General features: G+C 41.0%; 21 protein-coding genes. 18 read left to right on the top strand and 3 right to left on the bottom strand.

Translation table 11 applies throughout. The annotated features are described in order from the left end of the window. Positions 1-110: 110 nt before the first annotated feature. From AC3E8G_RS06240 to AC3E8G_RS06200, 9 genes are all read left to right on the top strand, one after another. On the top strand, positions 111-626 hold the full coding sequence (locus tag AC3E8G_RS06240; RefSeq protein WP_490677279.1) for a hypothetical protein: 516 nt from the start codon (positions 111-113) through the stop codon (positions 624-626). Further along, a complete protein-coding gene (locus tag AC3E8G_RS06235) occupies positions 623-1,678 on the top strand; it encodes a VapE domain-containing protein (protein ID WP_490677278.1) in 1,056 nt (351 codons plus the stop codon). The genes AC3E8G_RS06240 and AC3E8G_RS06235 overlap by 4 nt, the downstream gene beginning before the upstream one ends. A gap of 86 nt (positions 1,679-1,764) precedes the next feature. Further along, the gene (locus tag AC3E8G_RS06230; protein WP_490677277.1) at positions 1,765-2,061 is read left to right on the top strand and encodes a hypothetical protein; all 297 of its coding nucleotides are present in this window, start codon (positions 1,765-1,767) and stop codon (positions 2,059-2,061) included. Between the two features lie 394 nt (positions 2,062-2,455). Continuing rightward, complete coding sequence (locus AC3E8G_RS06225; RefSeq protein WP_490677276.1) at positions 2,456-2,755, top strand: hypothetical protein; 300 nt, start codon at positions 2,456-2,458, stop codon at positions 2,753-2,755. Beyond that, positions 2,755-2,901 carry a DUF2292 domain-containing protein gene (locus AC3E8G_RS06220; protein WP_152903620.1) on the top strand — a complete coding sequence of 49 codons (147 nt, stop codon included), beginning with the start codon at positions 2,755-2,757 and terminating at the stop codon, positions 2,899-2,901. The genes AC3E8G_RS06225 and AC3E8G_RS06220 overlap by 1 nt, the downstream gene beginning before the upstream one ends. A gap of 101 nt (positions 2,902-3,002) precedes the next feature. Continuing rightward, positions 3,003-4,151, top strand: coding sequence for a phage major capsid protein (locus AC3E8G_RS06215; RefSeq protein ID WP_254729493.1), 1,149 nt, complete (start codon positions 3,003-3,005; stop codon positions 4,149-4,151). A 3-nt stretch (positions 4,152-4,154) separates the two neighbouring features. Next, positions 4,155-4,982 (top strand): hypothetical protein, encoded by an 828-nt coding sequence (locus AC3E8G_RS06210; protein WP_490677275.1) that lies wholly within the window; start codon positions 4,155-4,157, stop codon positions 4,980-4,982. Between the two features lie 860 nt (positions 4,983-5,842). Next, complete coding sequence (comA, locus tag AC3E8G_RS06205) at positions 5,843-7,996, top strand: peptide cleavage/export ABC transporter ComA (protein WP_490677274.1); 2,154 nt, start codon at positions 5,843-5,845, stop codon at positions 7,994-7,996. 27 nt (positions 7,997-8,023) lie between these two features. Continuing rightward, the gene (locus AC3E8G_RS06200) at positions 8,024-9,385 is read left to right on the top strand and encodes a bacteriocin secretion accessory protein (RefSeq protein WP_490677273.1); all 1,362 of its coding nucleotides are present in this window, start codon (positions 8,024-8,026) and stop codon (positions 9,383-9,385) included. A 194-nt stretch (positions 9,386-9,579) separates the two neighbouring features. On the opposite strand, the gene AC3E8G_RS06195 is transcribed toward AC3E8G_RS06200, so the two are convergent. After that, entirely contained in the window at positions 9,580-10,116 is a 537-nt protein-coding gene (locus AC3E8G_RS06195) for a TetR/AcrR family transcriptional regulator (protein WP_485770592.1), read from the bottom strand. 135 nt (positions 10,117-10,251) lie between these two features. Between AC3E8G_RS06195 and AC3E8G_RS06190 the strand changes: the two genes are divergently transcribed. Beyond that, the gene (locus AC3E8G_RS06190; RefSeq protein WP_490677272.1) at positions 10,252-13,047 is read left to right on the top strand and encodes a YhgE/Pip family protein; all 2,796 of its coding nucleotides are present in this window, start codon (positions 10,252-10,254) and stop codon (positions 13,045-13,047) included. A gap of 65 nt (positions 13,048-13,112) precedes the next feature. Here the strand turns inward: AC3E8G_RS06190 and AC3E8G_RS06185 are convergent, their stop codons facing one another. Together AC3E8G_RS06185 and AC3E8G_RS06180 are read right to left on the bottom strand one after the other, a co-directional pair. Further along, on the bottom strand, positions 13,113-13,778 hold the full coding sequence (locus AC3E8G_RS06185; RefSeq protein WP_490677271.1) for a DUF4947 domain-containing protein: 666 nt from the start codon (positions 13,776-13,778) through the stop codon (positions 13,113-13,115). Between the two features lie 370 nt (positions 13,779-14,148). Beyond that, entirely contained in the window at positions 14,149-15,399 is a 1,251-nt protein-coding gene (locus AC3E8G_RS06180; RefSeq protein WP_490677284.1) for a carbohydrate-binding domain-containing protein, read from the bottom strand. Positions 15,400-15,625: 226 nt separating this feature from the next. Here AC3E8G_RS06180 and AC3E8G_RS06175 point away from each other — a divergent pair, with 226 nt between their 5' ends. The 8 genes from AC3E8G_RS06175 to dltD all read left to right on the top strand — a co-directional run bounded on the left by AC3E8G_RS06175 (position 15,626) and on the right by dltD (position 23,319). Beyond that, positions 15,626-16,405 (top strand): polyphosphate polymerase domain-containing protein, encoded by a 780-nt coding sequence (locus AC3E8G_RS06175; protein ID WP_490677270.1) that lies wholly within the window; start codon positions 15,626-15,628, stop codon positions 16,403-16,405. Then, on the top strand, positions 16,398-17,081 hold the full coding sequence (locus tag AC3E8G_RS06170) for a DUF4956 domain-containing protein (RefSeq protein WP_490677269.1): 684 nt from the start codon (positions 16,398-16,400) through the stop codon (positions 17,079-17,081). The genes AC3E8G_RS06175 and AC3E8G_RS06170 overlap by 8 nt, the downstream gene beginning before the upstream one ends. 366 nt (positions 17,082-17,447) lie before the next feature. Then, a complete protein-coding gene (locus tag AC3E8G_RS06165; protein ID WP_490677268.1) occupies positions 17,448-18,713 on the top strand; it encodes a S41 family peptidase in 1,266 nt (421 codons plus the stop codon). A 146-nt stretch (positions 18,714-18,859) separates the two neighbouring features. Continuing rightward, positions 18,860-18,988 (top strand): teichoic acid D-Ala incorporation-associated protein DltX, encoded by a 129-nt coding sequence (locus tag AC3E8G_RS06160; RefSeq protein WP_006595368.1) that lies wholly within the window; start codon positions 18,860-18,862, stop codon positions 18,986-18,988. 14 nt (positions 18,989-19,002) lie between these two features. Then, positions 19,003-20,553: a D-alanine--poly(phosphoribitol) ligase subunit DltA gene (gene dltA / locus AC3E8G_RS06155; RefSeq protein ID WP_490677267.1), complete on the top strand. Its 1,551-nt coding sequence runs from the start codon at positions 19,003-19,005 to the stop codon at positions 20,551-20,553. Then, positions 20,550-21,800, top strand: a complete 1,251-nt coding sequence (gene dltB / locus AC3E8G_RS06150; protein ID WP_195324263.1) for a D-alanyl-lipoteichoic acid biosynthesis protein DltB — start codon at positions 20,550-20,552, stop codon at positions 21,798-21,800. The genes dltA and dltB overlap by 4 nt, the downstream gene beginning before the upstream one ends. A gap of 18 nt (positions 21,801-21,818) precedes the next feature. Next, entirely contained in the window at positions 21,819-22,058 is a 240-nt protein-coding gene (gene dltC / locus AC3E8G_RS06145) for a D-alanine--poly(phosphoribitol) ligase subunit DltC (RefSeq protein WP_006595371.1), read from the top strand. Next, the gene (dltD, locus tag AC3E8G_RS06140; RefSeq protein WP_490677266.1) at positions 22,051-23,319 is read left to right on the top strand and encodes a D-alanyl-lipoteichoic acid biosynthesis protein DltD; all 1,269 of its coding nucleotides are present in this window, start codon (positions 22,051-22,053) and stop codon (positions 23,317-23,319) included. The genes dltC and dltD overlap by 8 nt, the downstream gene beginning before the upstream one ends. The last annotated feature ends 16 nt before the right edge of the window (positions 23,320-23,335 follow it).

The following is a 23,335-nucleotide window of genomic DNA, read 5'->3' as shown; positions in this document are numbered from 1 at the left end:
GAATTTAATAAAGCGATTTATAATGCTCCGTTGGATCTTTTGTTATTGCCATCTGGAATTGACAAGAAAAACGAAAAGAAGATTATAGAGCATTTTGAGGAGGTGAAAAGATGTATAGGCAAGTGATTATATTTCTTAAAAAACAAAAAATACCAGATTTTGACTTTATGAGGAATAACCCTACAAAGGTTTATAAAAAGAATGATTGGTATGCTTTTCCTTACTATGAACCACTTGGAGAAAATCTAACAGAGCAAGTAAGTTCTAAAATGATGATCCAGATTGTTACAAGCTTTAAAGAACTGGAAGATAGGGGCTGGCATTTAGTCCGTGATTTACCAATCAGTTATTTAAGTGGTGAATTATTAGAGTTTTTACAACTCTATGAAACCTATAAACTCGGATCTCTTAGGAATGGGAATAGGTTAGAATTTAGTGGGCAATTGCTTGAATTTGTGGCTTATGGAATTAATGATCGATCAGAAGTTTCATCATTCCTTAAAATGATGGTAGGGGCTGGATATGAATTAGATATTATCATTCAGATCTTTACAAATATTGTCAAAAGAAAAAACCTTGCCCGTGATTTTGTACAGTTAATTAGTCGTTATGAGGTTACTACATGAGTGTTAAAAAAGCATTAGAAAAGACAATACAAGAAGAACGGGCTTCCCCGAACTTTCCAAACCTTACGGAAAGAAGAGAAACAGAAACCGAAAATAATAGTCTTGGTTTAGTTGAAAAGGCCAAAGGGAAAGGCTGGGCTTCTAGTTTAGATAATTTGAGTAAGATTATAAGTGGCGATAGTAGACTAAAAGAAAATCTAAGATACAATGAGTTCACACATGAAATTGATATTGTTGGTTCATTAAAGCTTAATAGTGATAACGGGCTTACTGGGGTAGCAGATGATAGTGTTTTAAAAGAAATTCGTCTATATATTGCAAAAAAATATAAAGTGGATTTTAAAAAAAGCGATATTTCTGACACTTTGGAAGTTGTGGCCCGTACACAAGGTTACAACCCCTTGAAAAAATTCTTGCTAGAATGTGAAAGGGAATATAATTCTTGTGGTGATCCACCAGAAACATTTAATATTTTACGTCAATATCTTAATGTAGAAGATAGTAAATACAATCGGATAATATTTGATCTATTTTTCCGTGGAGCAGTTGCGAAAGTGTTTGATCCTAGTGTAAAGTTTGATTTTGTATTAGATTTGACTGGTAAACAAGGGGTAGGAAAAACACAATTTTTTGAAGGCTTGTTTACAGATCAATACTTCACAACCGTTGAAACTTTCACGGATAAAGACGATAAAGCCCGAATGGTGCGAAATTGGTGCGTTTTTGATGATGAAATGGTGGCAACTAAAAAAACCAGTTTCCAAGAATTAAAAAGGTTCATAACTGATAGAAAAATCGAATATCGACCGCCTTATGGTAGTACTGATAGGCGATTACTGAAAAACTTTGTTATTGTACGGGCAACGAACCAGCCCGACTTCCTAAATGATTTAACTGGAGAACGCCGTTTTCTAGTTGCAGAAGTCTTTAAAGATAGTTCCTACAAAGGTAGAAACTGGACTGAAAATGATCGTAGGAGGTTCTGGGGGGGAATGGTTAAGGCTTGGAGAGATAATAAAGACTTACCCTATCAGATGAACAAGAAGCCCTAGTAAACGCTATACGGGCCAAATATAAAGCTATAGATGAAGAATTAGAAGATCTTGAAAGATATCTTAATACTCCATATCCCGAAAGAATGTATTTTAGCCCTCCTAATGATAAAGTTAGAAAGTATTTTATCCATGAAATTTTCACTAATGGAATTTGGCTTAATGGAAATGGTGAGGAAGAAAAACTAGATGAAAAATACGGGAAATTAGTTGAACGTGATCGCTTAACTGTTAACCTATTTTTTCAAGAAGTCTATCTGAACGATAGCCCCACACCAAAACAAAAAGCCAAGATTAGGCTAGCAATGCAAAATAAAAAAGATTGGGGATATAAAAATAGTGTAAAATTCGGAAGGGTTGTAACATCTGGTTTTTTCAAATAATAAATTACCATGGTAGGAATTTTGGAAAAAAAGTAGGAAAAAGGCCCCAAAAAATCCTACCACTGAACCCGTTGGGAGAGTAGACTTCTATCTAATAAATGAGTATTGCGGTAGGAAACTAAAAATAAAAATCCTACCATTGAAACCCATTGGGAGAGTAAGGGAAAGATAATAATGGTAGGAAAATACAACATTTATTAATAAACTTATTATTATTAAATAAGTTATAGCTATATATGTTATAAGTTGTTAAGTTGTCTAAAAAAAATCCTACTTTCCTACTTTTTGCGAAAAACGTTGATTTGACGGGCTTAATTTGGTAGGAAAATTTTCCAACACTTTCCTACCAGTTTAAAAAAATCCTACTACGAATATTAAAAAAAGGAGGTGCAAAATGAAAATAAAACTAAAATACAATGTAAAGGAATTTAATTTTACATTTGATTTTAAAACAGAAGAAACAGCTCATATAGCCTCGGAGGCACTTATAGGATATTTACTGGGTACTCATTTTAGGGTAAATGCAAAGGTAGACTTCCTATGTGTAGAAAAGGACAGTAGTCTAACTAGATTGTTGTTAAAATATGTATCTGTAAATGATTTAAGCAGTATTCTAAATCAAATCTGTAACTTTTATGATGAATATCGTAAAGGGCTAAATTTAGATTTCGATAAAGAATGGGAGGGGTTATAATGGATAAACTAACAGAAGGGTGGTTGTATTTCTTAAAAAATGGTATAATTAAGACAGTAGAGCTCCCAAAATTTGGGGAATTAAACATTAAAATTTCTGATGGTGTAGTAACACTAGTTGAAGTAAAAAATAAAATTAAAATTTAAATACTGACCGAAACAATCGGAGGTAGGACATAAAAAACACTAACAGTTTTTGTCTTACTTTCGGTTGTTTTTTAGTTGAAAATTGAAAGGAATAAAATAAAATGACAATGAAATTAAACGGACAAACTAAAAACGATTATGAACAAGCTAAAGCAAAATTTATGAATGCAGTTAAGAATAACGCATCACAAGAGGAACAAGGAATTTTATACGGAGAAATGTTAGATAAATTACAGGATCATATGATTTCAGAAGCACGTCAAGGCGTTAATAACGATTATAGCGCAACTCGAAAACCCCACTTATCGGGAGAAGAAATTACATTTTTCAATGAGCTTGATAAAGAACTACCAGTAGGCATTGAAAAACTGTTGCCAGAACAAACAATCGATCGAATTTTTGAAGATATTAAAAAAGAACACCCACTTCTTGAAAAAATCGGCTTACAAAATGCGGGCTTACGTTTGAAATTTATTAGTTCTGAAAATACTGGATCTGCAACATGGGGGAAAATCTTTGGCGAGATTAAGGGACAACTAAAAGCGAGTTTCGGAAGTCGTCAAGAAATTCAAAATAAATTAACCGCTTTCGTTGTAATTCCAAAGGATTTTAAAGATTACGGCGCAGAATGGATCGAAAACTATATTCGTACACAATTAACAGAAGCCTTTGCCTTAGCTCTTGAAGAAGCTTTCTTGAATGGTGATGGAGATAACAAACCAATTGGACTAACTAAGAAGATTACAGGAAAAGCCCAAGACGGGGTAACCACATACCCTAAAAAGGAAAAACAAACTGGTAAGATTACTTTTGAAAGTCCTAGAGCAACCATTAATCAAGTGGCAGACATCTTTAAATTCCATTCTGAAAAAGAAAATGGGGAAAAATATTCTGATGTGACTAACAAAGTAGTCTTAGTGGTTAACTCTTCTGAAATTTGGGAGATTGAAAAAGCTCTAACTAACTTAAGTGATAATGCAGACTATAAAAAAGCAGTTCCTTTAGGCTTACAAATTATCCCATCAGTTGCACAAGAAAAAGGGTTTGCAACCTCCTTTGTACAAGGGCGATATGACGCATTTGTGGGCGGTGGTATCGACATTCAGCGCTATCAAGAAACTTTAGCGGTTGAAGATATGGATCTATTTGTTGCTAAACAATTTGCATATGGAAAAGCACACGATGAAAAAGTTTCTGCAATTTGGGAGCTTGATTTTTCTAAAATTAATGGCCAAGGCATTGGGGGTTAATGAATGAAAAATAATGATATTGAAGAATTGTACTTTCTATATCTAAATTGTAGTAAAATCTATCTAAACCCTTTCAAGAAACTATTAGAAAAATGGTATGAATTGAAAGGAGAGAAAGAAGTAGTCAATACCTTTAATAGTCTTGAAAAGGAAAAACAAGATTTATTAAAAGAAATTGAGAGCTATAAAATAGATTTTCAAAACACCTTAGAAGCTCCAGACAAAACTACATTAGATAAAGAAAAAGTCTTGTCAGAAGAATTTACAAAGCGATTAGAGAAAATACATAGTGAAGGTATCAAATATATTTCTAACTGGAACAATCTGATTGACCAAAAAATTACCCCCTTAATATTGAAACTTAAGCAGGAGTATCTGGAACAAAAGGAAAGTTATAAAACAGATATCTGTATCTTTCTTGAAGACATGGAGAGCTTCTTCAAGGGTGGAGATATTGAGCAAGAAGCAAGATACTTTGTAAACAATAAGATTACAGATAAGTATATATTCACAGTAGTTGATCCAGCTAAAAAGGATAAAGAATATTACACAAAGAAAGGTCAAGGCCACCTATACCAAGAGGCACTTGAAGGACTTCTAAAAGTATATAACCTTTCATTTGATATGATCTTATGGAGTGATCTACTACTCGAAGAACTTATACTAGATCGAAAGCTATCAAGTGACAAGCCGTCAGACTTCAACGCTTACATATCTTCAGTAGTCGATAGATATATCGAAAGCAAAGAAAAAGAAATGATAGAAGCGTACAATGTTTTGAATGGGCTACCAGAGAAGAAACAAAGTCTACTAGGAAAGATATTTAAATAGAATAGAAAGATAGGTTTCGGCCTATCTTTTTATCATTCAATATTATCAATTAGACATAACGAGGGAAACGCCAATTCATTTTTTAAAATCTTGTAGTTCCTTGATACGCTTGGGGTTTTGTGAATGAACGAATTAGACAGAATGTAAGATATGTCTAATTGAGAAAGGGGAACAGGGCTAGTAAATGCAAAAATAATGAGACAAAAAATTAGAATTACTCATTTTTGGGAACGTACACAAAATTGAAAATCTAAAAATAATACCCCCCGGTCGAAAAAAATCGAAAAAAATCGGTCTCTGGGAACCGGTGGGAGGGGTCGATTTTCTAAATATAAGGGTTAATTTTTAAGGGGGTGGGGGTATAGGTCAAAAAAAGTCAAAGATTTTAAAAAAAGCCCCAAAATTTTGGAGCTTAATTCTTGCCTGTTGAACTCATTAGATTTAGTTCCCTTTTTACTACCCTTTAAGTTACCCCAGCATGTCTCACTTTGTTAGTGATTGTTGAAATACAATGTTTTTGGTAGTTAGGTTGCCTTATTATTACTATACATGTTTAAGTGATGATAACAAAATGCTTTAATTTTAAGAAAAACTTGCAGAAAGCCTACAACAGTGGGCTTTTTGTTTTGTCTTAAACCGTTGATTTCTGGGTTTGTTCCCTTATTTGCTCCCTAAGTTACTTCATAGAAAGAAATGACCGTCTGTAAAATAGGCGGTTTTTCTTTTACAAAATAAATAACAACTCTCCTGAATTGCAGATTTTTGTGACCAAATACCTAAAATAATAAACCAAATAGCGATTTTTTCTTCTCGGATTGCCCATTTTGTTATGATGAAACAAACGATTGGAAAGGGTTCTTATGGGATTTAAGAAAAAACATTATCGCCAACAAGTTGATATGAGAGACTGTGGTGTTGCAGCTTTGGCCATGGTTTTTGGCTACTATGGCTCATACTATTCTTTAGCTAGTCTGCGGGAGAAGGCAAAAACGACTGCGGATGGAACGACCGCCTTAGGTCTGGTCAAGGTGGCTGAGGAGTTGGGATTTGAGACACGCGCCTTCCGAGCAGATCGTACACTTTTTGACTTGGAAGGAGTGACCTATCCCTTGATTGTTCACGTGATCAAGGATGGGCGTCTCCCTCATTATTACGTAGTCTATAAGAAAGATAAAAAGCATCTTTACATAGCCGATCCAGATCCAAAGGTACAGATGACCAAATTGACGATCGAGGAGTTTGAAAAGGAATGGACAGGGATTGTCATCGCCTTGGCCCCGACTCCAGCCTATCAACCGAGTAAAGAAAAGAAAAATGGGCTCCTAGATTTTGTCCCTCTTTTGTTTAAACAGCGGCAATTGGTTCTGCATATTGTTCTTGCAACGTTATTGGTAACCCTCATCAATATTGTGGGATCTTACTACTTACAATCGATTATTGATACCTATGTGCCTGATCAGATGAAGCAGACGCTGAGTGTGATTTCACTAGGGTTGATTGTAGTTTACATCTTACAGCAGGTCCTGACCTATGCGCAAGATTACTTGCTTCTTGTTTTAGGCCAACGCTTGTCTATTGATGTCATTCTGTCCTATATTAAGCATGTTTTTCAGTTGCCTATGAGTTTCTTTGCGACTCGACGGACAGGAGAAGTTGTGTCACGTTTTACAGATGCCAACCGCATTATCGATGCTCTGGCTAGTACACTGCTTTCAATCTTTTTGGATCTGTCTATTGTTTTGATTTTATCAGTAGTCCTGTTTAGCCAAAACGCTCACCTCTTTTTCTTGACCATTCTCTTGCTACCGATTTATGCGGTCATTATTTTTGCCTTTATGAAGCCTTTTGAGCGCTTAAATAATGAAACCATGGAAGCCAATAGTGTCTTGTCTTCTTCTATCATCGAAGATATCAACGGGATTGAAACTATCAAGTCTCTTACCAGTGAGCGGAGTCGCTATCAAAAGATTGACTCAGAATTTGTAGACTATCTCAAGAAGTCCTTTGCCATGAGCAAGGCGGAGAGTCTACAAAAGGGGCTCAAACACTTGGCCCAATTGATTTTGAATGTCTTGGTCTTGTGGTTGGGAGCTCATTTGGTCATGAAGCAAGAATTGAGCTTGGGGCAGTTGATCACCTACAATACTCTCCTTGTTTATTTCACAGGCCCTCTAGAGAACTTGATCAACCTCCAAACCAAACTTCAAGCAGCCCGAGTGGCCAATACCCGTCTGAATGAAGTCTATTTGATAGACTCTGAGTTCGTAGAGAAGAAACCTCTTCAAGATCGTGAGGCTCTCGATGGTGATCTGGTTTTTGAAGGAGTAGACTACAAATACGGTTTTGGGGCTAACGTTCTTACCGATATCAGTCTCACGATCAAAAAAGGGAGCAAGGTAAGTTTTGTTGGTATTTCAGGTTCTGGAAAAACCACGCTAGCAAAGATGATGGTGAATTTCTACCAACCCAATAAAGGGACGATTCGTCTGGGAGGAACGGATATCCAGCAAGTGGATAAAACTTTGCTCCGCCAGCAAATCAATTATTTACCCCAGCAGCCCTATGTCTTTAATGGTACGATTTTAGAGAATTTGTTACTGGGAGCGCGAGAAGGAACTAGTCAGGAAGATATCTTGCGCGCTGTTGAAATCGCAGGAATTCGAGAAGACATTGAGCGTATGCCCCTCAATTACCAAACAGAATTGACTACGGATGGCATGGGAATCTCTGGTGGTCAACGGCAGCGAATTGCCTTGGCGCGTGCCTTATTAACGGACGCTCCGATTCTGATCTTGGATGAAGCGACCAGCAGCCTGGATATCTTGACGGAGAAGAAAATTGTGGACCGCTTGATGGCCTTAGACAAAACGATTATCTTTATCGCCCATCGGTTAACGATTGCAGAACGGTCTGAAAAAGTCTTCCTCATGGACCAAGGTCGTCTGAAGGAAGAAGGAAGCCATGAAGAATTACTGAAAAAGAATGGCTATTACAGCCATTTGGTTACTTGTTAAGAGAGGACTAGGAGAAAAAAAGAAAGTATGATGAACGAAAAATATTTTGAAAGTGCAGAATTCTATCAGAAACGTTTCCACAATTTTGCTAGTTTATGGGTGGTCCCTTGTTTTCTTTTACTACTATTTGTTGTCGGTTTCTCTGTATTTGCCAAAAAGGAAGTGACCTTGTCTAGTCGTGGGACGATTGAAGCTACACGCGTGGTGGACCAAATCCAGTCAACGAGTAATTCTCCCATTCAAGTCAACCATTTGAAGGAAAATGAAGAGATTAAGAAGGGAGAAATCTTGGTAGAATACCAAGAGGATCAGGAAAAACAACAAGGAATGAGCTTAACGCAACAGCTCGACCTCTTAAAGAAACAGGAGGAACAATTAAAATTGTTGAAAACGAGCATTGAGACCGGGGAGAGCCAATTTACAGGAACTGAGCATTTTGGATATGACCAGCTGTTTAAGGATTATCAGCAACAAATAGCGATTCTCCAAGCGCAAGCCCATCAACAAAATGCAACCATTGCTTCTCAAAATGCCAGTGCAAGTTCCAGTCAAGCAGAAATTGGCCAAGCTATCCAAGACCAAGAGAAGCGATTAACTGATTACCATAGTCTAAAATCAGCTCTACTAGAGGGAAGAAGTCTGGATGCGACTCATCCACTTTATTCTCTCTACCAGAGTTACGCTCAGAAACCACATGGAGAAGAAAACGCTCAAGCACAAGCTTCTTTTATCAGTCAACTAGATAGTCAAATCCAACAGCTAGAGGCGAGTATTTCTAATTATCGCATCCAATATGCGGGATCCGGAAGCCAACAAGCTTTTTCGACCAGCTTAGATAGTCAAATAGCCTCTCTGAAAGCTCAACAGCTAAGTAAGGTTGGACAAGATTTGCTGCTTCTTTCTCAGCAAATTGCAGATCTAGATAGTAAGTTAAAAACACAAGAAAATCTTCTTCAGAAGACTCGGATTCTAGCCAAGGATGAAGGGGTGATTCATTTGAATGATGAAACAAAAGGAGCGAGTATTGTAGCGGAAGGGACTCCTTTGGCTCAAGTTTATCCACTCATTCAGAAAGAAAAAGAAGTCAAGATTGTCACCTATATTCCTTCAAAAGATATAGCTACGATTCATGTAGGCGATCGGATTCGCTTTAGCACACAGGGAAGTAAACAAAAACCCATTACGCTAGAGGCCCGTATTAGCTCAATTGCTTCGAGTGCCACTCGGACAGAACAGGGAAACTTTTTCAAAATTGAGGGAGTTCTTCGTCTCAAGGATCAGGAGGCCAAACTCCTACGATACGGTTTGGAAGGGAAGTGTGTCCTGATTACAGGAGAGAAATCTTACTTCAGTTTCTTTGTGGATCAATTTTTAGGAGCAGGGAACTAAAGAAACATAACATAAAAGAGGCTGGGACAAAAGTCCTAGCCTCTCAATTGTCTTTGGATTATCGAGCAAGACGCAGTGGTTGAGTGGGCTCTACCACGCTGATTTCATCAGCTTTCACATCCCTACTCAACTGTGCGGAGGTGGGACAACGAAATCGAATTCTAACGAATTACCGATTTCTGTCCCACTCTCTTTTATTCCAGCATTTTTAATAGGAAGTCCGCCATTTGTTGGGGGCTTTCTTTTTGCCCGCGCGCCACCCACATTTGACAGACTCCAAAGAAGGCATTGGTGAGGTAGACAGAACTATAGTCTCTTTCGATTTCGGTCAAAGATCGATGGCCATAACGTTCTTGCAAGCTATCGACTAGTAGAACTTGTAGCTTGTGCCGCAAGAAGGATTGAATTTCTTTTGTCCCATTCTCGGTTAGAAGGACAGCAAAGAGGGGCTCCTTGGTGAGAAATTCGAAAACTTCGGTAACAGCTTGGCGTTTATCATCTTGTTGTTTGTCGAAGATGTATTCAACTTTGTGGAAAAATTCCTGTTGGTAGCGCTCGATCATATCGTACTTATCACGGTAGTGGGTATAGAAGCTACTCCGGCTGATACCAGCCTCTTTTGCCAACTGAACAGTTGAAATCTCATCAAAGGACTCCCTATGAAGCAGGTCAACCATAGCTTCCTGGATGATCCGTTTTGTTTTTATTCGCTTGTTGCTTTCGGTAACCATTCTAGTCTCCCTCTTTTATATACAAAATTATACACAGTGTCCAAAAATGATTTTTTTAACTTGCGGTTTTTAAAAAGAACTGTATAATCAATTATATCAAAAAATTAGACAATGTGTATAAAAAGGAGACAAAAAATGTTTAAGGAATGGAAAGCGATTTTTAGGAAACCGACCTTTATCGTTGTGATGATCGGGGTTGCCTTGATACCAGCTCTCTACAATGTGATCTTTCTATCCTCTATGTGGGATCCTTATAGCAAGGTTTCCGACCTGCCAGTAGCAGTTGTCAATCAAGACCAGCCAGCTCGTTATCAGGAAGAAGAATTGACAATCGGAAAAGACATGGTGTCCAATTTTGAGAAAAGTGATGCCCTGGATTTTCATATTGTCGATGAAAGAGCAGCTAAAGAGGGGCTGGAAAAGGGTGAGTACTATATGGTGGTGACCTTGCCTAAGGATCTATCTGCTAAAGCTGCTTCTATCTTAACCAATCACCCAGAACAGATGACCATTGCCTACCAAACATCTAGTGGACATAGCTTTATTGCTGGTAAGATGAGTGATTCAGCCATGATAAAAATCCAGCAAACTGTTGCTAGTAATGTCACTCAAACCTATACCAGCGCTCTCTTCGAAAAGATGGGAAGTTTGAAGACAGGTATGGGAACAGCAGCAGAAGGAAGCCAGAAATTAGCGACCGGTGCTGGTCAGCTAAAAGAGGGTGGACAGACCTTGACAGACCATTTGACCACCTTGTCCAACTCGAGTCTGTCTTTTTCCAATGGGGCACAGACTCTTAGCACTGGTCTCTTGGCCTACACCAATGGAGTTGGCCAATTAGGAACTGGTCTTCATCAAATGCAGGAGAAAGTTCCCACCCTCGTATCGGGAGTTGGGCAACTTCATGATGGTTTTACTACCTTTAGTAGTGGTTTGACGACCTATACGTCGGGAGTTGGACAACTGGGAAATGGTTTAAATCAAATGGCTAGTCAAACGCCTCAGTTAGCCTCTGGAATTGGCCAATTGCATACAGGGATAACGACTCTCTCAACGGGACTTACTACCTATACAAAGGGAGTCAGTCAGTTGAATGTTGGCGCTAGTAATTTGATGGCTGGCCTCACCAGCTATAGCTCAGGGCTTGCTACTCTCAGTGGTGGAGCTAGTCAATTAAGCGGCCAATCGGAAGCATTAAGAAATGGAGTGTCTCAGTTAGAGACAGGCATTCAAACCTTATCCACACAACTCACTCCGCAACCAAATCAGCAAGAGCAACTTGCCCAATTAACAGCAGGCCTCACCCAATTAAATGAAGCTATTCAGAACACGAGCGGGGATACCAGTCAACTCAGCACAGCTTTGGCAACCATCGCCACCTCTGCTCAAGGGATTTCAGCAGCAGCACAGGCTGACCGCAATTCGGTGCTAGCAAATATTCAAGCTACTGCTGCCTATCAATCGATGACAGCTGAGCAACAGGCAGAAATGACGGCTGCTGTCTCTGCTACTTCAAGTACTACGGAGACTGCTGCTCAAGCGATTTTAACCACTGTTCAAGGCTTGCAAGAAAGCTTAACAACCGAGAGTCCCTTGGCCACAGTAAAAGAAAGTGCCAACCAGATTTTACCAACAGCTTCGTCTACCTTGAATACTCTTTCAACTAGCTTGAGCTCCGTTCAGACAGCAGTAACAGAGCAACTTCTCCCAGCTAGCCAAACCCTTAGCCAGGGAGTTCAACTCTATACGACAGGGGTGGATCAGTTAGCCGGTGGAGCTAGTCAGCTTACGGGCAATAGCAGTAGCTTGATTGCAGGAGCTACTCAATTGAGTACGGGGACAAGCCAACTGGAGCAGAAATCTGGTGACTTGGTAACGGGAAGTAATCAGCTAGTAGCAGGATTGGGAGACCTAAATGGGAAAATGCCAACTCTGACTGCTGGAATGAATCAATTAGCTTCAGGAGCCAACCAATTGACTAGTAAGTCTAGTGAATTAACAACAGGCGCTGGATTGCTAGCTAGTGGGATCGGTCAACTAAATGGTCAAACACCAGTTTTGGCTAGCGGTGTTGATCAACTGGTGTCAGGCGTCGATCAGTTATCGGATAAATCAGGTCAGTTACTATCAGGTTCTCAGCAATTGGCGGATGGTGCAACTAAGATAGCTGATGGCTCTGGTCAATTAGCGGCAGGAGGTCAGGTTCTTGTCGGAGGCTTGGGTGATCTCCAAACAGGTAGTCAAAATCTTAGTCAGGGTTTGAGTTCAGCTAAGGACCAACTAAATAGCGCTAGCACTGAAAAAGAAAATGCAAGCGTATTGTCAGATCCAATCACTCTTTCGAAGACAGACCATGACAATGTTTCAGTGAATGGAGTGGGCATGGCGCCTTATATGATATCCGTTGCCCTTTTCGTCGCGGCTCTTTCTACCAATATGATTTTCGCAAAATTGCCATCTGGGCGTCATCCAGAAAGTCGTTGGGCTTGGTTTAAAGCGAGATTGGAAGTGAACGGGATGATTGCGGTCTTGGCTGGTGTTCTGGTCTATGGAGCAGTTCACTTGCTAGGACTGACAGCAAATCATGAAGGCTTGACCCTCTTCCTCTGTGTGCTAGGAAGTGTGACCTTCATGTCCATGGTGACTGCCTTAACGACATGGAACAACAAGGTCGGAGCTTTTATCTCTTTGATCCTCTTGCTCCTTCAACTGGCTTCTAGTGCAGGGACTTATCCGCTTGCCCTCACCAATCGTTTCTTCCAAGCTATTCATCCGCTGTTGCCGATGAGTTATACCGTATCGGGATTAAGGGAAACCATTTCCTTATCTGGTCAAATAGGCGGGCAAGTCACCTTCCTTACCCTGGTTTTGGGCTTGTGTATTGGCCTAGGAATGATGGCCTATCGACCTCAAAAAATGGAAGAAGACTAAGCTTCCTCTATCTATAGTTTCATGTGAAACAAAGCCCCCTTCTCAACAGAGAAGAGGGCTTTTTCTTAGTTAAAATAAAGCACTTCTGGATTTGGAGTGATGTAGATAAGGTTGTCTTCTTTGAAGACCAGTTGTACTTGGCCCTGTTTGTAGATATAAACCGTATAGGTTTGACCGAACCGAGTAGCTTGAGCGATATCGATCGCACCAGCCCAAAAAGCACGGAGTTGTTCATCTGTTAAGTGTCCCTCTTGATAGAGTTTGACAAGGTTTTCCCGTTCCTTTTCTGAGAAGGTTTCGACCAGATACTTTGGATCGTTAAGGACATTTTCAGGTTCCCCAAGAATTTTTTGCACAAAATTTTTAGTATAGCCTTCGTAATCCGGTGTTGCGGCTTCTAATGTATCACCATCTTTTCTATAGTAAACGACAGAATCGCCTGTTGCATAAATCTTGTCTGTTGGAGCTTCGCTAGCATTGGCAGGGAGATCCTCCATTTTTTTGCTAGAGCTGGTTTCCGTCTTAGACTCTTTCTTTTCTTTGTTCGAAGAGCTAGTTTTAGATGATTTTTTAGACGATGAGGCTTCTTTTTCACTTTTTTCTTGTTTTTTAGAAGAGGTACGAGAGCTCGTTTCTTCCGGTTTGAAATGTGACTGAAAATCAGACATACAGGCTGTCAAGAAGAAAAGACTCAAAAAGAGCGTTGCAAGGAGAGTGATTTTTTTAGACATCATATAAATCCCTTTCTAATCATGAGCGCTATTTCTTCTATTGTACACTATAAAAGCTTGGAAAGCACGAAAAAACAGGAGAGAGCTTGTACGAAGTAGGTATTCATACAAACTTTCTCTCCTGTAAGGGTCAGCTCCTTGTGATCTCATTTGAAGCGAGGAGGCTGGGACAAAAGTTCTAGCCTCTTAATTGTCTTTGGATTGTCGAGCAAGACGCAGTGGTTGAGTGGGCTCTACTACGCTGATTTCATCAGCTTTTACAGCCTTACTCAACTGTGCGGAGGTGGGACGACGAAATCGAATTCTAACGAATTACCGATTTCTGTCCCACTCTCTCGTGTGCTTCAGTTAGTGACCTTGAAAGAAGGGCTTAGCGTCCACCAGGCCCGCCAGGTCCACCGCCTTGAGGTCCGCCATCTCCGGGAGCACCACCGCCTCCAGGCATGGAGTTGACAATTTCCGTTTGTTTTTCACCGTTGATATAGATATCTCCACCGGTGTAGGTGGCAGTACCATCAAAGTCGAATCCAGATTGACCCGTTAATTTAATGGTTCCTCCAGTAACAGTGATATTTCCATTCGAATCAATTGGATCGGTATCGCCTTGGCCAACTTCAACGTTGAGGGTTCCGCCATTCATGGTGAAGAAAATTTCATCTTGGTTAGCATTGGCATTGGCTGCATTGACACCATCATCAGTTGCGTAGATGGTGATATCCCCTCCGTTGATGGTGATCGATTTTCCTTCAAGCCCTTCGACAGACTCGGTTACCTCATAGGTTCCGCTATCGATGACCAGATCACCAGAAGCATGGATGCCATCGTCTCCTGCAGTGATGGTCATTTTGTTATCTGAAAGATACATGGTTCCGACCGAAGTATCTTCATCATTATCCACCTTGACGGCATCTTCATCTGCATCGATGGTCATGGTTGTGCCAGTGATATTGAGTTCATCATTGACGTTGAAGGCATCTCCAACAGCCGTGATTTTATAGGTTCCACCTGTGATGTGGAGGGTATCATTGGCCTTAATCCCGTTGTTCTTCTTGGCATCAATGTTGAGCGTACCTGAACCATTGATGGTAAGGTCGCCTTTAGAGAAAATGACCGCATCGGCGTCTTCATCATTGTTTGAACTTGAATCAGACAAGGTATTGGTCGTGCCATCTGCTAGAGTCAGGTAGACATGCCCTGCTTTCGTAGCAGAAATTGGCGCGTTGGTGTTGGTCATTGTAACGCCTTTCAAGACGATGTGAACATCATCTGAGTCACCTGCTTCGACCTTGATTTGAACCCCATCGGATTCACCAGAGATGACATAGGTTCCGGCCTTCGAGATGGTCACGGTGGATCCAGAAACGGCTACGCCGTCCCCTGAAACAGTTGCAGAAGATCCAGACAGTTTGACAGTAGAAGCTGTACTTTCGTCGTAAGACGTGTCCTTGTCCTTATCTGTAAAATAGTTGGAATTGTTTGTTTTATTTTTTGAAGTAGAAGTAGCGGTTGTTTGGGCGGTATTGTTTGTTGTAGCTGATTGAGATGACGCTTGGGTACAAGCTGTCAGTAAGGTGAGGGTCGTGGCCCCCGTTAATAAGAATTTCCATTTGTTTGATTTCATGAGCTTTTCCTCTCGTTCCATTGATATGCTCCTAGTCTAAAGTTGCTAGCTGAAAGTTTCCTAAAGTTTTTCTGAAAGGAACCTTAACTTTAGTTTTCTTTAAGTTTGGCTTAATGAAAGCTTAAGAAAAGGCCATTAAACTAAGGAACAAGTAAAGCGACTCGTGGCTTTGCAACAAAAACGATAAAGAAAATAACAACTTTTTATAGAACGAAAGGAGAAAAACATGAAAAAAACGGTAGAGACAAGCTTCAAGCGGATTGAAACCAAATATGTGGTGAATAAAGAAGACTTGGATGATTTATTGAAAGATTTAAAGAAATATGTTGTTGAAGACGATTATCCAGTCTCCACGATTTCGAATGTCTATTTTGATACCGAAGACTTTGATGTGATCCAAGATGCCCTTGCTAAACAGAACCGTCGTGAAAAGATCCGGATGCGGGCCTATGTAGAGCATCCAACAGTGGAGAGTCAGGCTTTTCTAGAAGTAAAATCAAAGGATGCAGAAGGTATTGGTCACAAGTTCCGCCTGGTCTCGAACCCCTCCTCCATTACCCGCCTCATGACAGATGGATTAGTGGATCAGACCATTCAGGATTTGGACTTGGTGCAAGAAATCCAAGCTCTGCGCCAGCGCTATGATAACCGACTACAGCCCCAGATGTACATCTATTATGATCGTTTGTCCTTAAAAGAAAAGAAGAGTATCCAAGGTTATCCTTACAATAAGATTCGGGTCACTCTGGATCAAAACTTGGTCTATCGTGATCAGCAGGTCAGTCTCCTTCGTGGGAAAGCTGGTGAGCCTTTATTAGAAGAAAATACCATCATTATGGAAATCAAGGCCCCAGGTGAAGAACCTCAGTGGCTGAAGGGCATTCTGGATAAGTACGGACTGGTCAAACAGAAATTTTCGAAATACGGTTGTGCCTACCATAAGTCACAAGGCTTAGACTACGCACCAACGCCAATTCAAGAAAGGACAGGTGCTGCCTATGTCTAATCTATTTGATTCTATTTTTAATAACGCTACGGCAACCGTAGATCCGGTGCGCCTGATGTTAGCCTTACTGGTTAGCCTGGTGCTCGGGATGGCCCTGTCTTGGACCTACAAATACCGTACCCTCTATACGCGTGAATTTATCGTCAGTCTCACCTTGCTTCCCTGCATGATGACCCTGGTGATTTTCCTGGTGAACGGGAGTCTGGGGACCTCGATTGCAGTAGCGGGAACCTTTAGCTTGATTCGGTTTCGTTCTGCTACCAGTGGCTCGAGAGAATTAATCGCGATTTTCCTTGCTATGATTATTGGTTTAGCAGCGGGGTCGGGCTACCTCTTATTGGCAGTTTTGTTTACGGCCTTTCTGTTAGCTATCTGGCTCTTGCTCGAAACCAAGCAAAGTAAGACCGACCACCAACGGCGCCGTCACCTGACGATTGAGCTAGAAAATCAGGCTAGGATTGCAGATAAGATCAGCCGTTTGCTGGATCGCAATTGTACAGAAGTCGACTTGATTTCGGTTAATACAAGCCAAAATGGGGAACAGCTTACCTTGGATTATGAAGTGGATCTGAGACCAGAAGTTGACGATTTTGCAATGACGACCCTTCTAACAGAAGAAATTTATCATTGCGATGTATCCTTGACCAAGAGGGCCAAGAAAAGAAAGAATTTATAGACGCTATCCTCCTTTAGGATAGCTTCAGATTGAAGATAAAGTCTTTGAAAAACTTTCCTTAGGTGAGTACGGACGTCAGCGAACTTCTTCAAAGTTCCATGACTAATTATTGAGCCTAAGGTCTCAATAATTCCGAGTGCCTGAAACATTTGTGTTTCAGGCACTTTTCTCACAGCGGAAAGTTTTTGATCTTCTTAAATAACTAAAAAATAAAAGTCATTTTTTGGTAATCATCTAACTGTTTTATGTAAAACAATAGTTTGTTTCCATTCTAACACTATCCTCCTTTAGGATAGCTTTTTAGGCTTTTAAGAACTTTTTAAGGAAAAGTGGTATACTGTTTCTAAAAAATTGAAGGGATCCTTTATGAAAAAGACTGCTATTTTTGAAGATGTCGTCTCTATTATGACTCACGATTCATCTACCATCAAAGATAGAAAAGGATGCGATCCAGAGCCTTTTCGAGAAAAAATTACAGATGATATGACGGATGATGCCTTTCTTTATCAAGTCAGGTCCTACCTAGCTAGTTTTGGAGTGATCGGCCATGTTTCTTTTGGAAAGAAAAAGGCCCCTAACAAAGGTTTTTTATTGCGCTCGACAGACGACGGTCTCTTTGTAGAAGGGGCAAATGAAGATACGGGACTTCAAGTAGGAGATCAGATCTTAGCTTTGGATGGAAGTGACTTGGGGCAGGTAACGTCTCTTCAGAAGGACTATTTTATCAGTAAGACCCCTGAAAGACACTACCGAGAATGGGCGGATTTGGTCTCTCAGTCCACAAGGGTCACCCTGCTTCGAGAAGGGGTAGAAAAGACCATTGAAGTAGCACCCAGTCGAGAACCAATCCAAGATCAGATTTTTTGGAAACGATTAGACGATGAGATTCTTTATCTTCGTCTGGATAACTTTATGGATGAAGGAGCCATTGGTCGGGTATATCAAGAGTGTTTACCCATGATGACGGAGGTCAAGTTTCTTCTCATTGATGTCCGACAGAACTGCGGAGGGACAGATTCTCTATATCTTCCTCTGTTACATCTAGGCTTAGAGAAGGATCAGGGCTATGATTCGCTTGACTGGGACGATGATAGCATGGAAATTCTCTACACGGAACGCAATGTCGACTTACGCTTAAAGGATTTTGAGGACTGGATGCAACAGGAAGAAATTAGTCCTGAAACAGTTAAACTACTGGAAGCTATGAAAAAGGAGTTGCTCCGCCATCGGGGGAAAGGATATGTACCGTATCAGCAAGAAAGCGAGGAATTCTTCCCAGAGGTTAGAGGTGGCCAATATCCCGAACAGATCTTTATCTTATCAGATATTTATTGTCGATCATCTGGTGATAATTTTGTCCAGATGATGAAGCAGTTTAAGAAGGTAACGGTGGTAGGTAGACCAACTCTAGGAATTTTAGACTATTCCAATTGTTGTACTGTTGATTATGGCGATTATCAATTGATGTTTCCTACCTCTCGCTGTCTATGCGTAGATCAAGGGAAAGGAATGACGGATCAAGGTGTGGAGCCGGATATAGAGGTTCCCTGGAGTCCCGACCATTTTGAAAGAGATGTAGATCTAGACAAGTGTTTGGAGTTGATTCGTCAGAGTTGCGAAACGGCAAGATAATGCTTAGATAGCGGTTGGCTTAAATCAGGAAAGTAATCGTCTCTTATGGTAACGTTTTCTAGTATTTTTTCCTTGTGTTTGGATTGCTATGACTGAACAAAAAATGGTAAAATAGTCAGTGAAAATCAAAATGAAGAGTGAAAAAGATGAAACATAAAACACTTTATAAATTTATAGGGCAAACAATCTTGTATTTCGCTATTTTCTTAGCCCTACTTTATTTCTTTAGTTACCTTGGTCAAGGTCAGGGTGGCTTTATCTACAATGAATTTTAAAGGAGATCCCTACCGTGTCAAACAAACCAATTACTGATATGATCGAGGCGATTGAGCGTTTCGCCCAACTGCAACCAGACTATCCTGTCTACAATGTCCTTGGAGAAGAACATACCTATGGTCAATTAAAGGCTGATTCAGATAGCTTAGCAGCTCACATTGACCAAATGGGACTTCCTGAAAAGTCACCTGTAGTGGTCTTTGGTGGCCAAGAATATGAAATGTTAGCAACCTTTGTGGCCTTGACCAAATCTGGCCATGCTTATATCCCAATTGATAGCCACTCTGCCTTGGAGCGCGTGTCTGCTATTCTTGAAGTAGCAAAGCCAAGCTTGATTATTGCCATCAATGAGTTTCCAATCGAAAACCCAGCTGCTCCGATCATGTCCTTGGAGCAAGTGTGTGAAGCCTATGCGGCTCAGCATGTCTATGACTTGCAACATCCGGTCAAAGGGGATGATAACTACTACATCATCTTTACCTCCGGGACAACTGGGAAACCAAAAGGGGTGCAAATTTCGCATGATAACTTGCTCAGCTTTACCAACTGGATGATCACAGACAAGGAATTTGCGACGCCAGAGCGTCCGCAAATGTTGGCGCAACCGCCCTATTCTTTTGACTTGTCTGTCATGTATTGGGCACCGACCTTAGCTCTTGGAGGAACTCTGTTTGCCCTTCCATCAGCCATCACTCAAGATTTCAAACAACTCTTTGCAACCATCTTTTCTCTTCCGATTGCGATCTGGACTTCGACACCATCTTTTGCAGATATGGCTATGCTGTCTGAAGATTTCAATGCTGAAAAGATGCCAGGCATCACCCATTTCTACTTTGATGGGGAAGAGTTGACCGTGAAAACAGCTCAGAAATTGCGCGAGCGTTTCCCAAATGCACGCATCATCAATGCTTATGGGCCAACGGAAGCAACTGTTGCTTTGTCGGCAATCGCTATTACAGACGAGATGTTAGCGACTCTTAAACGCTTGCCAATTGGTTACACAAAAGAAGATTCTCCAACCTTCATCATTGATGAGGCAGGCAATAAATTGCCAAATGGAGAGCAAGGGGAAATCATCGTATCTGGTCCAGCTGTTTCAAAAGGTTATATGAATAATCCAGAGAAAACAGCAGAAGCCTTCTTCGAATTTGAAGGTCTTCCAGCCTACCATACGGGAGATGTCGGAACCATGACGGATGAAGGCCTTCTTCTCTATGGTGGACGGATGGATTTCCAAATCAAGTTTAACGGCTACCGTATTGAGCTAGAAGATGTTTCTCAAAACTTGAACAAGTCTCAGTACATCGACTCGGCTGTCGCAGTACCGCGCTACAACAAAGATCACAAGGTGCAAAATCTCTTGGCCTATGTCATCTTAAAAGATGGGGTCAAAGAACAATTTGAGCGCGAGATTGATATTACCAAAGCCATTAAGGAAGATTTGGAGCACATCATGATGTCTTATATGATGCCTTCAAAATTCCTTTACCGTGATAGCTTGCCGCTAACTCCAAACGGGAAAATCGACATCAAAGGGTTGATTAGCGAGGTTAACAACCGATGATCGAGTTTTTGAAACAGCTCCCTCATTTAGAACCCTATGGCACCCCGGTCTACTTTATTTATTTGATTGGGGCCTTATTGCCCATCTTTGTTGGCCTCTTCTTTAAAAAGCGTTTCCCAGTCTATGAAGCCTTGGTCAGTCTAGCCTTTATTGTTTTGATGCTGACAGGGACGGATTTGAAACAAATCTATGCGGTTCTGTTCTACCTCTTTTGGGAAATCCTTTGGGTCTACTCCTATAAATTCTATCGAAGCCAGCGTGATAGCAAGTGGATCTTTTACCTTCACTCTTTCTTGGTCGTTTTGCCCTTGGTTTTTGTGAAGGTGCAACCAGCCATTGATGGGACCCAGTCTTGGATGGGATTCCTTGGGATCTCCTATCTGACCTTCCGAGCGGTAGGGATGATTATCGAGATGCGAGATGGGACCCTCAAAGAATTTAGTCTCTGGGAATTCTTGCGTTTCTTGCTCTTTATGCCGACTTTTTCAAGTGGGCCAATCGACCGCTTCAAACGCTTCAATGAAGATTACCTAACGATTCCAGATCGGGATGAGCTCCTCGATATGCTGGAGCAGAGCGTCAAGTATATCATGCTTGGCTTCCTCTATAAGTTCATTCTAGCTCATATCTTTGGTCATCTCTTGCTAGGTCATGTCAAGACTTATGCCCTTCTTCAAGGGGGCGTCTTTAACCTAGGAACTTTAGGGGTGATGTATGTCTTTGGTTTGGACCTCTTCTTTGACTTTGCAGGCTATTCCATGTTTGCCCTTGCGGCATCCAACTTGATGGGGATTAAGAGCCCAATCAACTTTAACCTCCCCTTCAAATCGCGTGATTTAAAGGAATTTTGGAATCGTTGGCACATGAGCTTGTCCTTCTGGTTCCGTGACTTTGTCTTTATGCGTCTGGTCATGGTCTTGATGCGCAACAAGGTCTTTCAGAGTCGGATTACAACGTCAAACGTTGCCTATATCATCAACATGTTGGTCATGGGCTTCTGGCATGGAGTGACCTGGTATTATGTTGCTTATGGCCTCTTCCACGGTCTAGGTCTCGTGATTAATGATGCCTGGCTTCGGAAGAAGAAGACACTGAATAAAGAGCGCAAAGCAAAAGGACTTGAGCCCCTGCCAGATAATCGCTGGACTCAGGCTCTTGGAATCTTTATTACCTTCAACACTGTTATGCTGTCCTTCCTGATCTTCTCAGGTTTCTTGGATCAGCAATGGTTTCCAAAAATGAAATAAGAAAAGGAAAAATGAAAAATGGATGTAAAATCACAAGTAATTGAAATTATTGACGAATTGTTTATGGAAGATGTCTCAGACATGATGGATGAGGATCTCTTTGATGCGGGTGTTCTTGATAGCATGGGAACCGTTGAGTTGATTGTTGAATTGGAAAACCGCTTCGATATTCGGGTTCCAGTATCTGAATTTGGTCGTGATGACTGGAATACTGCCAACAAAATCGTAGAAGGTGTCATGGAGCTTCAGAATGCTTAAACGATTGTGGCTGATTCTGGGTCCAGTCTTTTGCGCCATGGCTCTTGTCGCTGCTCTTCTCTTTTTCTATCCGATTAACCACAAACATAATCTGACAGAGGAGAAAAAGGCCGCAGTGAGCTTGACGGCAGAAGGCTTTAAAAGTCGTGCCCGTAAGGAAGAAGCGCTCGGGGATCCCAACTATCGTTTTGTACCCTTCTTTGGTTCCAGCGAATGGTTGCGATTTGACATCGTTCACCCAGCAGTACTAGCTGAGAAGTATGATCGCTCTTATCGTCCGTATTTTCTAGGTCAACGAGGGGCAGCGTCTTTGAACCAATATTTTGGGATGCAGCAAATTCTTCCTCAACTAGAAGGGAAAACGGCTGTCTATGTGGTATCGCCCCAGTGGTTTACGAAGGACGGTTATGATTCATCGGCCTTCCAGCAATACTTTAACAGTGATCAATTAACGAGCTTTTTGGCCAATCAGGAAGCTGGACCAGCAAGCCAGTATGCGGCATCTCGTCTCTTGCAGCAGTACCCTAATGTTGCTATGCAGGGAGGAGTTCAGAAGCTAGCCAAAGGTCAAAATCTATCTAGTTTTGAAAAAGGTCTCAATCAGACCCTCATGCGCTTTGTTCGTCGGGAGGATGCCTTCTTTAGCACCTTTACGGCAATGAACAATAGCAACTATGAGAAGAAGGTTCTCTCTCGCTTAAATGATTTGCCCGATACATTTTCTTACGAAGCTTTGGAAGAGGTGGCGACTGCTGAGGCCAAAGAGAAAACCAATAATAATAAATTAGGCATTAGCAATAGCTTCTATACCCATCGTCTCGCTAGTAAGCTCAAGAAACTCAAAGGATTCCAAAAGAATGAATCCTATGAACAATCCCCAGAATACAATGATTTACAACTGGTCTTGGATCAGTTTGCTCAATCTAAAACCAATGTCATCTTTGTTATCCCTCCAGTGAACTCGAAATGGATGGCTTATACAGGCTTGAGTCAAGAAATGTATCAACGGACAGTTGAAAAAATTCGTTACCAACTAGAAAGTCAAGGCTTTACCCATATTGCTGATTTTTCTCAAGATGGTGATAAACCTTACTTTATGCAGGACACCATTCATATGGGCTGGAATGGATGGTTGGCCTTTGACAAGGCAGTTGATCCTTTTGTCTCCAACCCTCAACCGGCTCCTGAATACAAGATTAACAATCGTTTCTTAAGTCAGGACTGGGCTAACTATAAAGGCCAGCCGGATCAATTTAAGTAAGATGTGAAGAGGTTGA

It is taken from the genome of Streptococcus sp. SCPM-O-B-15294 (M123), from assembly GCF_058200455.1.
Note: the sequence above shows the minus strand (reverse complement) of the source record. Positions and strands in the feature narration are given on the sequence as shown.

Excerpts from the sequence above, each read along its gene's own strand:
- AC3E8G_RS06195 (WP_485770592.1), bottom strand. The coding sequence starts at position 10,116 with ATGGTTACCGAAAGCAACAAGCGAATAAAAACAAAACGGATCATCCAG.
- AC3E8G_RS06200 (WP_490677273.1), top strand. The coding sequence starts at position 8,024 with ATGATGAACGAAAAATATTTTGAAAGTGCAGAATTCTATCAGAAACGT.
- AC3E8G_RS06225 (WP_490677276.1), top strand. The coding sequence starts at position 2,456 with ATGAAAATAAAACTAAAATACAATGTAAAGGAATTTAATTTTACATTT.
- dltB (WP_195324263.1), top strand. The coding sequence starts at position 20,550 with ATGATCGAGTTTTTGAAACAGCTCCCTCATTTAGAACCCTATGGCACC.
- dltC (WP_006595371.1), top strand. The coding sequence starts at position 21,819 with ATGGATGTAAAATCACAAGTAATTGAAATTATTGACGAATTGTTTATG.
- AC3E8G_RS06210 (WP_490677275.1), top strand. The coding sequence starts at position 4,155 with ATGAAAAATAATGATATTGAAGAATTGTACTTTCTATATCTAAATTGT.
- AC3E8G_RS06180 (WP_490677284.1), bottom strand. The coding sequence starts at position 15,399 with ATGAAATCAAACAAATGGAAATTCTTATTAACGGGGGCCACGACCCTC.
- AC3E8G_RS06235 (WP_490677278.1), top strand. The coding sequence starts at position 623 with ATGAGTGTTAAAAAAGCATTAGAAAAGACAATACAAGAAGAACGGGCT.
- comA (WP_490677274.1), top strand. The coding sequence starts at position 5,843 with ATGGGATTTAAGAAAAAACATTATCGCCAACAAGTTGATATGAGAGAC.
- AC3E8G_RS06190 (WP_490677272.1), top strand. The coding sequence starts at position 10,252 with ATGTTTAAGGAATGGAAAGCGATTTTTAGGAAACCGACCTTTATCGTT.
- AC3E8G_RS06175 (WP_490677270.1), top strand. The coding sequence starts at position 15,626 with ATGAAAAAAACGGTAGAGACAAGCTTCAAGCGGATTGAAACCAAATAT.
- dltD (WP_490677266.1), top strand. The coding sequence starts at position 22,051 with ATGCTTAAACGATTGTGGCTGATTCTGGGTCCAGTCTTTTGCGCCATG.
- AC3E8G_RS06160 (WP_006595368.1), top strand. The coding sequence starts at position 18,860 with ATGAAACATAAAACACTTTATAAATTTATAGGGCAAACAATCTTGTAT.
- AC3E8G_RS06230 (WP_490677277.1), top strand. The coding sequence starts at position 1,765 with ATGTATTTTAGCCCTCCTAATGATAAAGTTAGAAAGTATTTTATCCAT.
- AC3E8G_RS06185 (WP_490677271.1), bottom strand. The coding sequence starts at position 13,778 with ATGTCTAAAAAAATCACTCTCCTTGCAACGCTCTTTTTGAGTCTTTTC.
- AC3E8G_RS06170 (WP_490677269.1), top strand. The coding sequence starts at position 16,398 with ATGTCTAATCTATTTGATTCTATTTTTAATAACGCTACGGCAACCGTA.
- AC3E8G_RS06165 (WP_490677268.1), top strand. The coding sequence starts at position 17,448 with ATGAAAAAGACTGCTATTTTTGAAGATGTCGTCTCTATTATGACTCAC.
- AC3E8G_RS06220 (WP_152903620.1), top strand. The coding sequence starts at position 2,755 with ATGGATAAACTAACAGAAGGGTGGTTGTATTTCTTAAAAAATGGTATA.
- AC3E8G_RS06215 (WP_254729493.1), top strand. The coding sequence starts at position 3,003 with ATGACAATGAAATTAAACGGACAAACTAAAAACGATTATGAACAAGCT.
- AC3E8G_RS06240 (WP_490677279.1), top strand. The coding sequence starts at position 111 with ATGTATAGGCAAGTGATTATATTTCTTAAAAAACAAAAAATACCAGAT.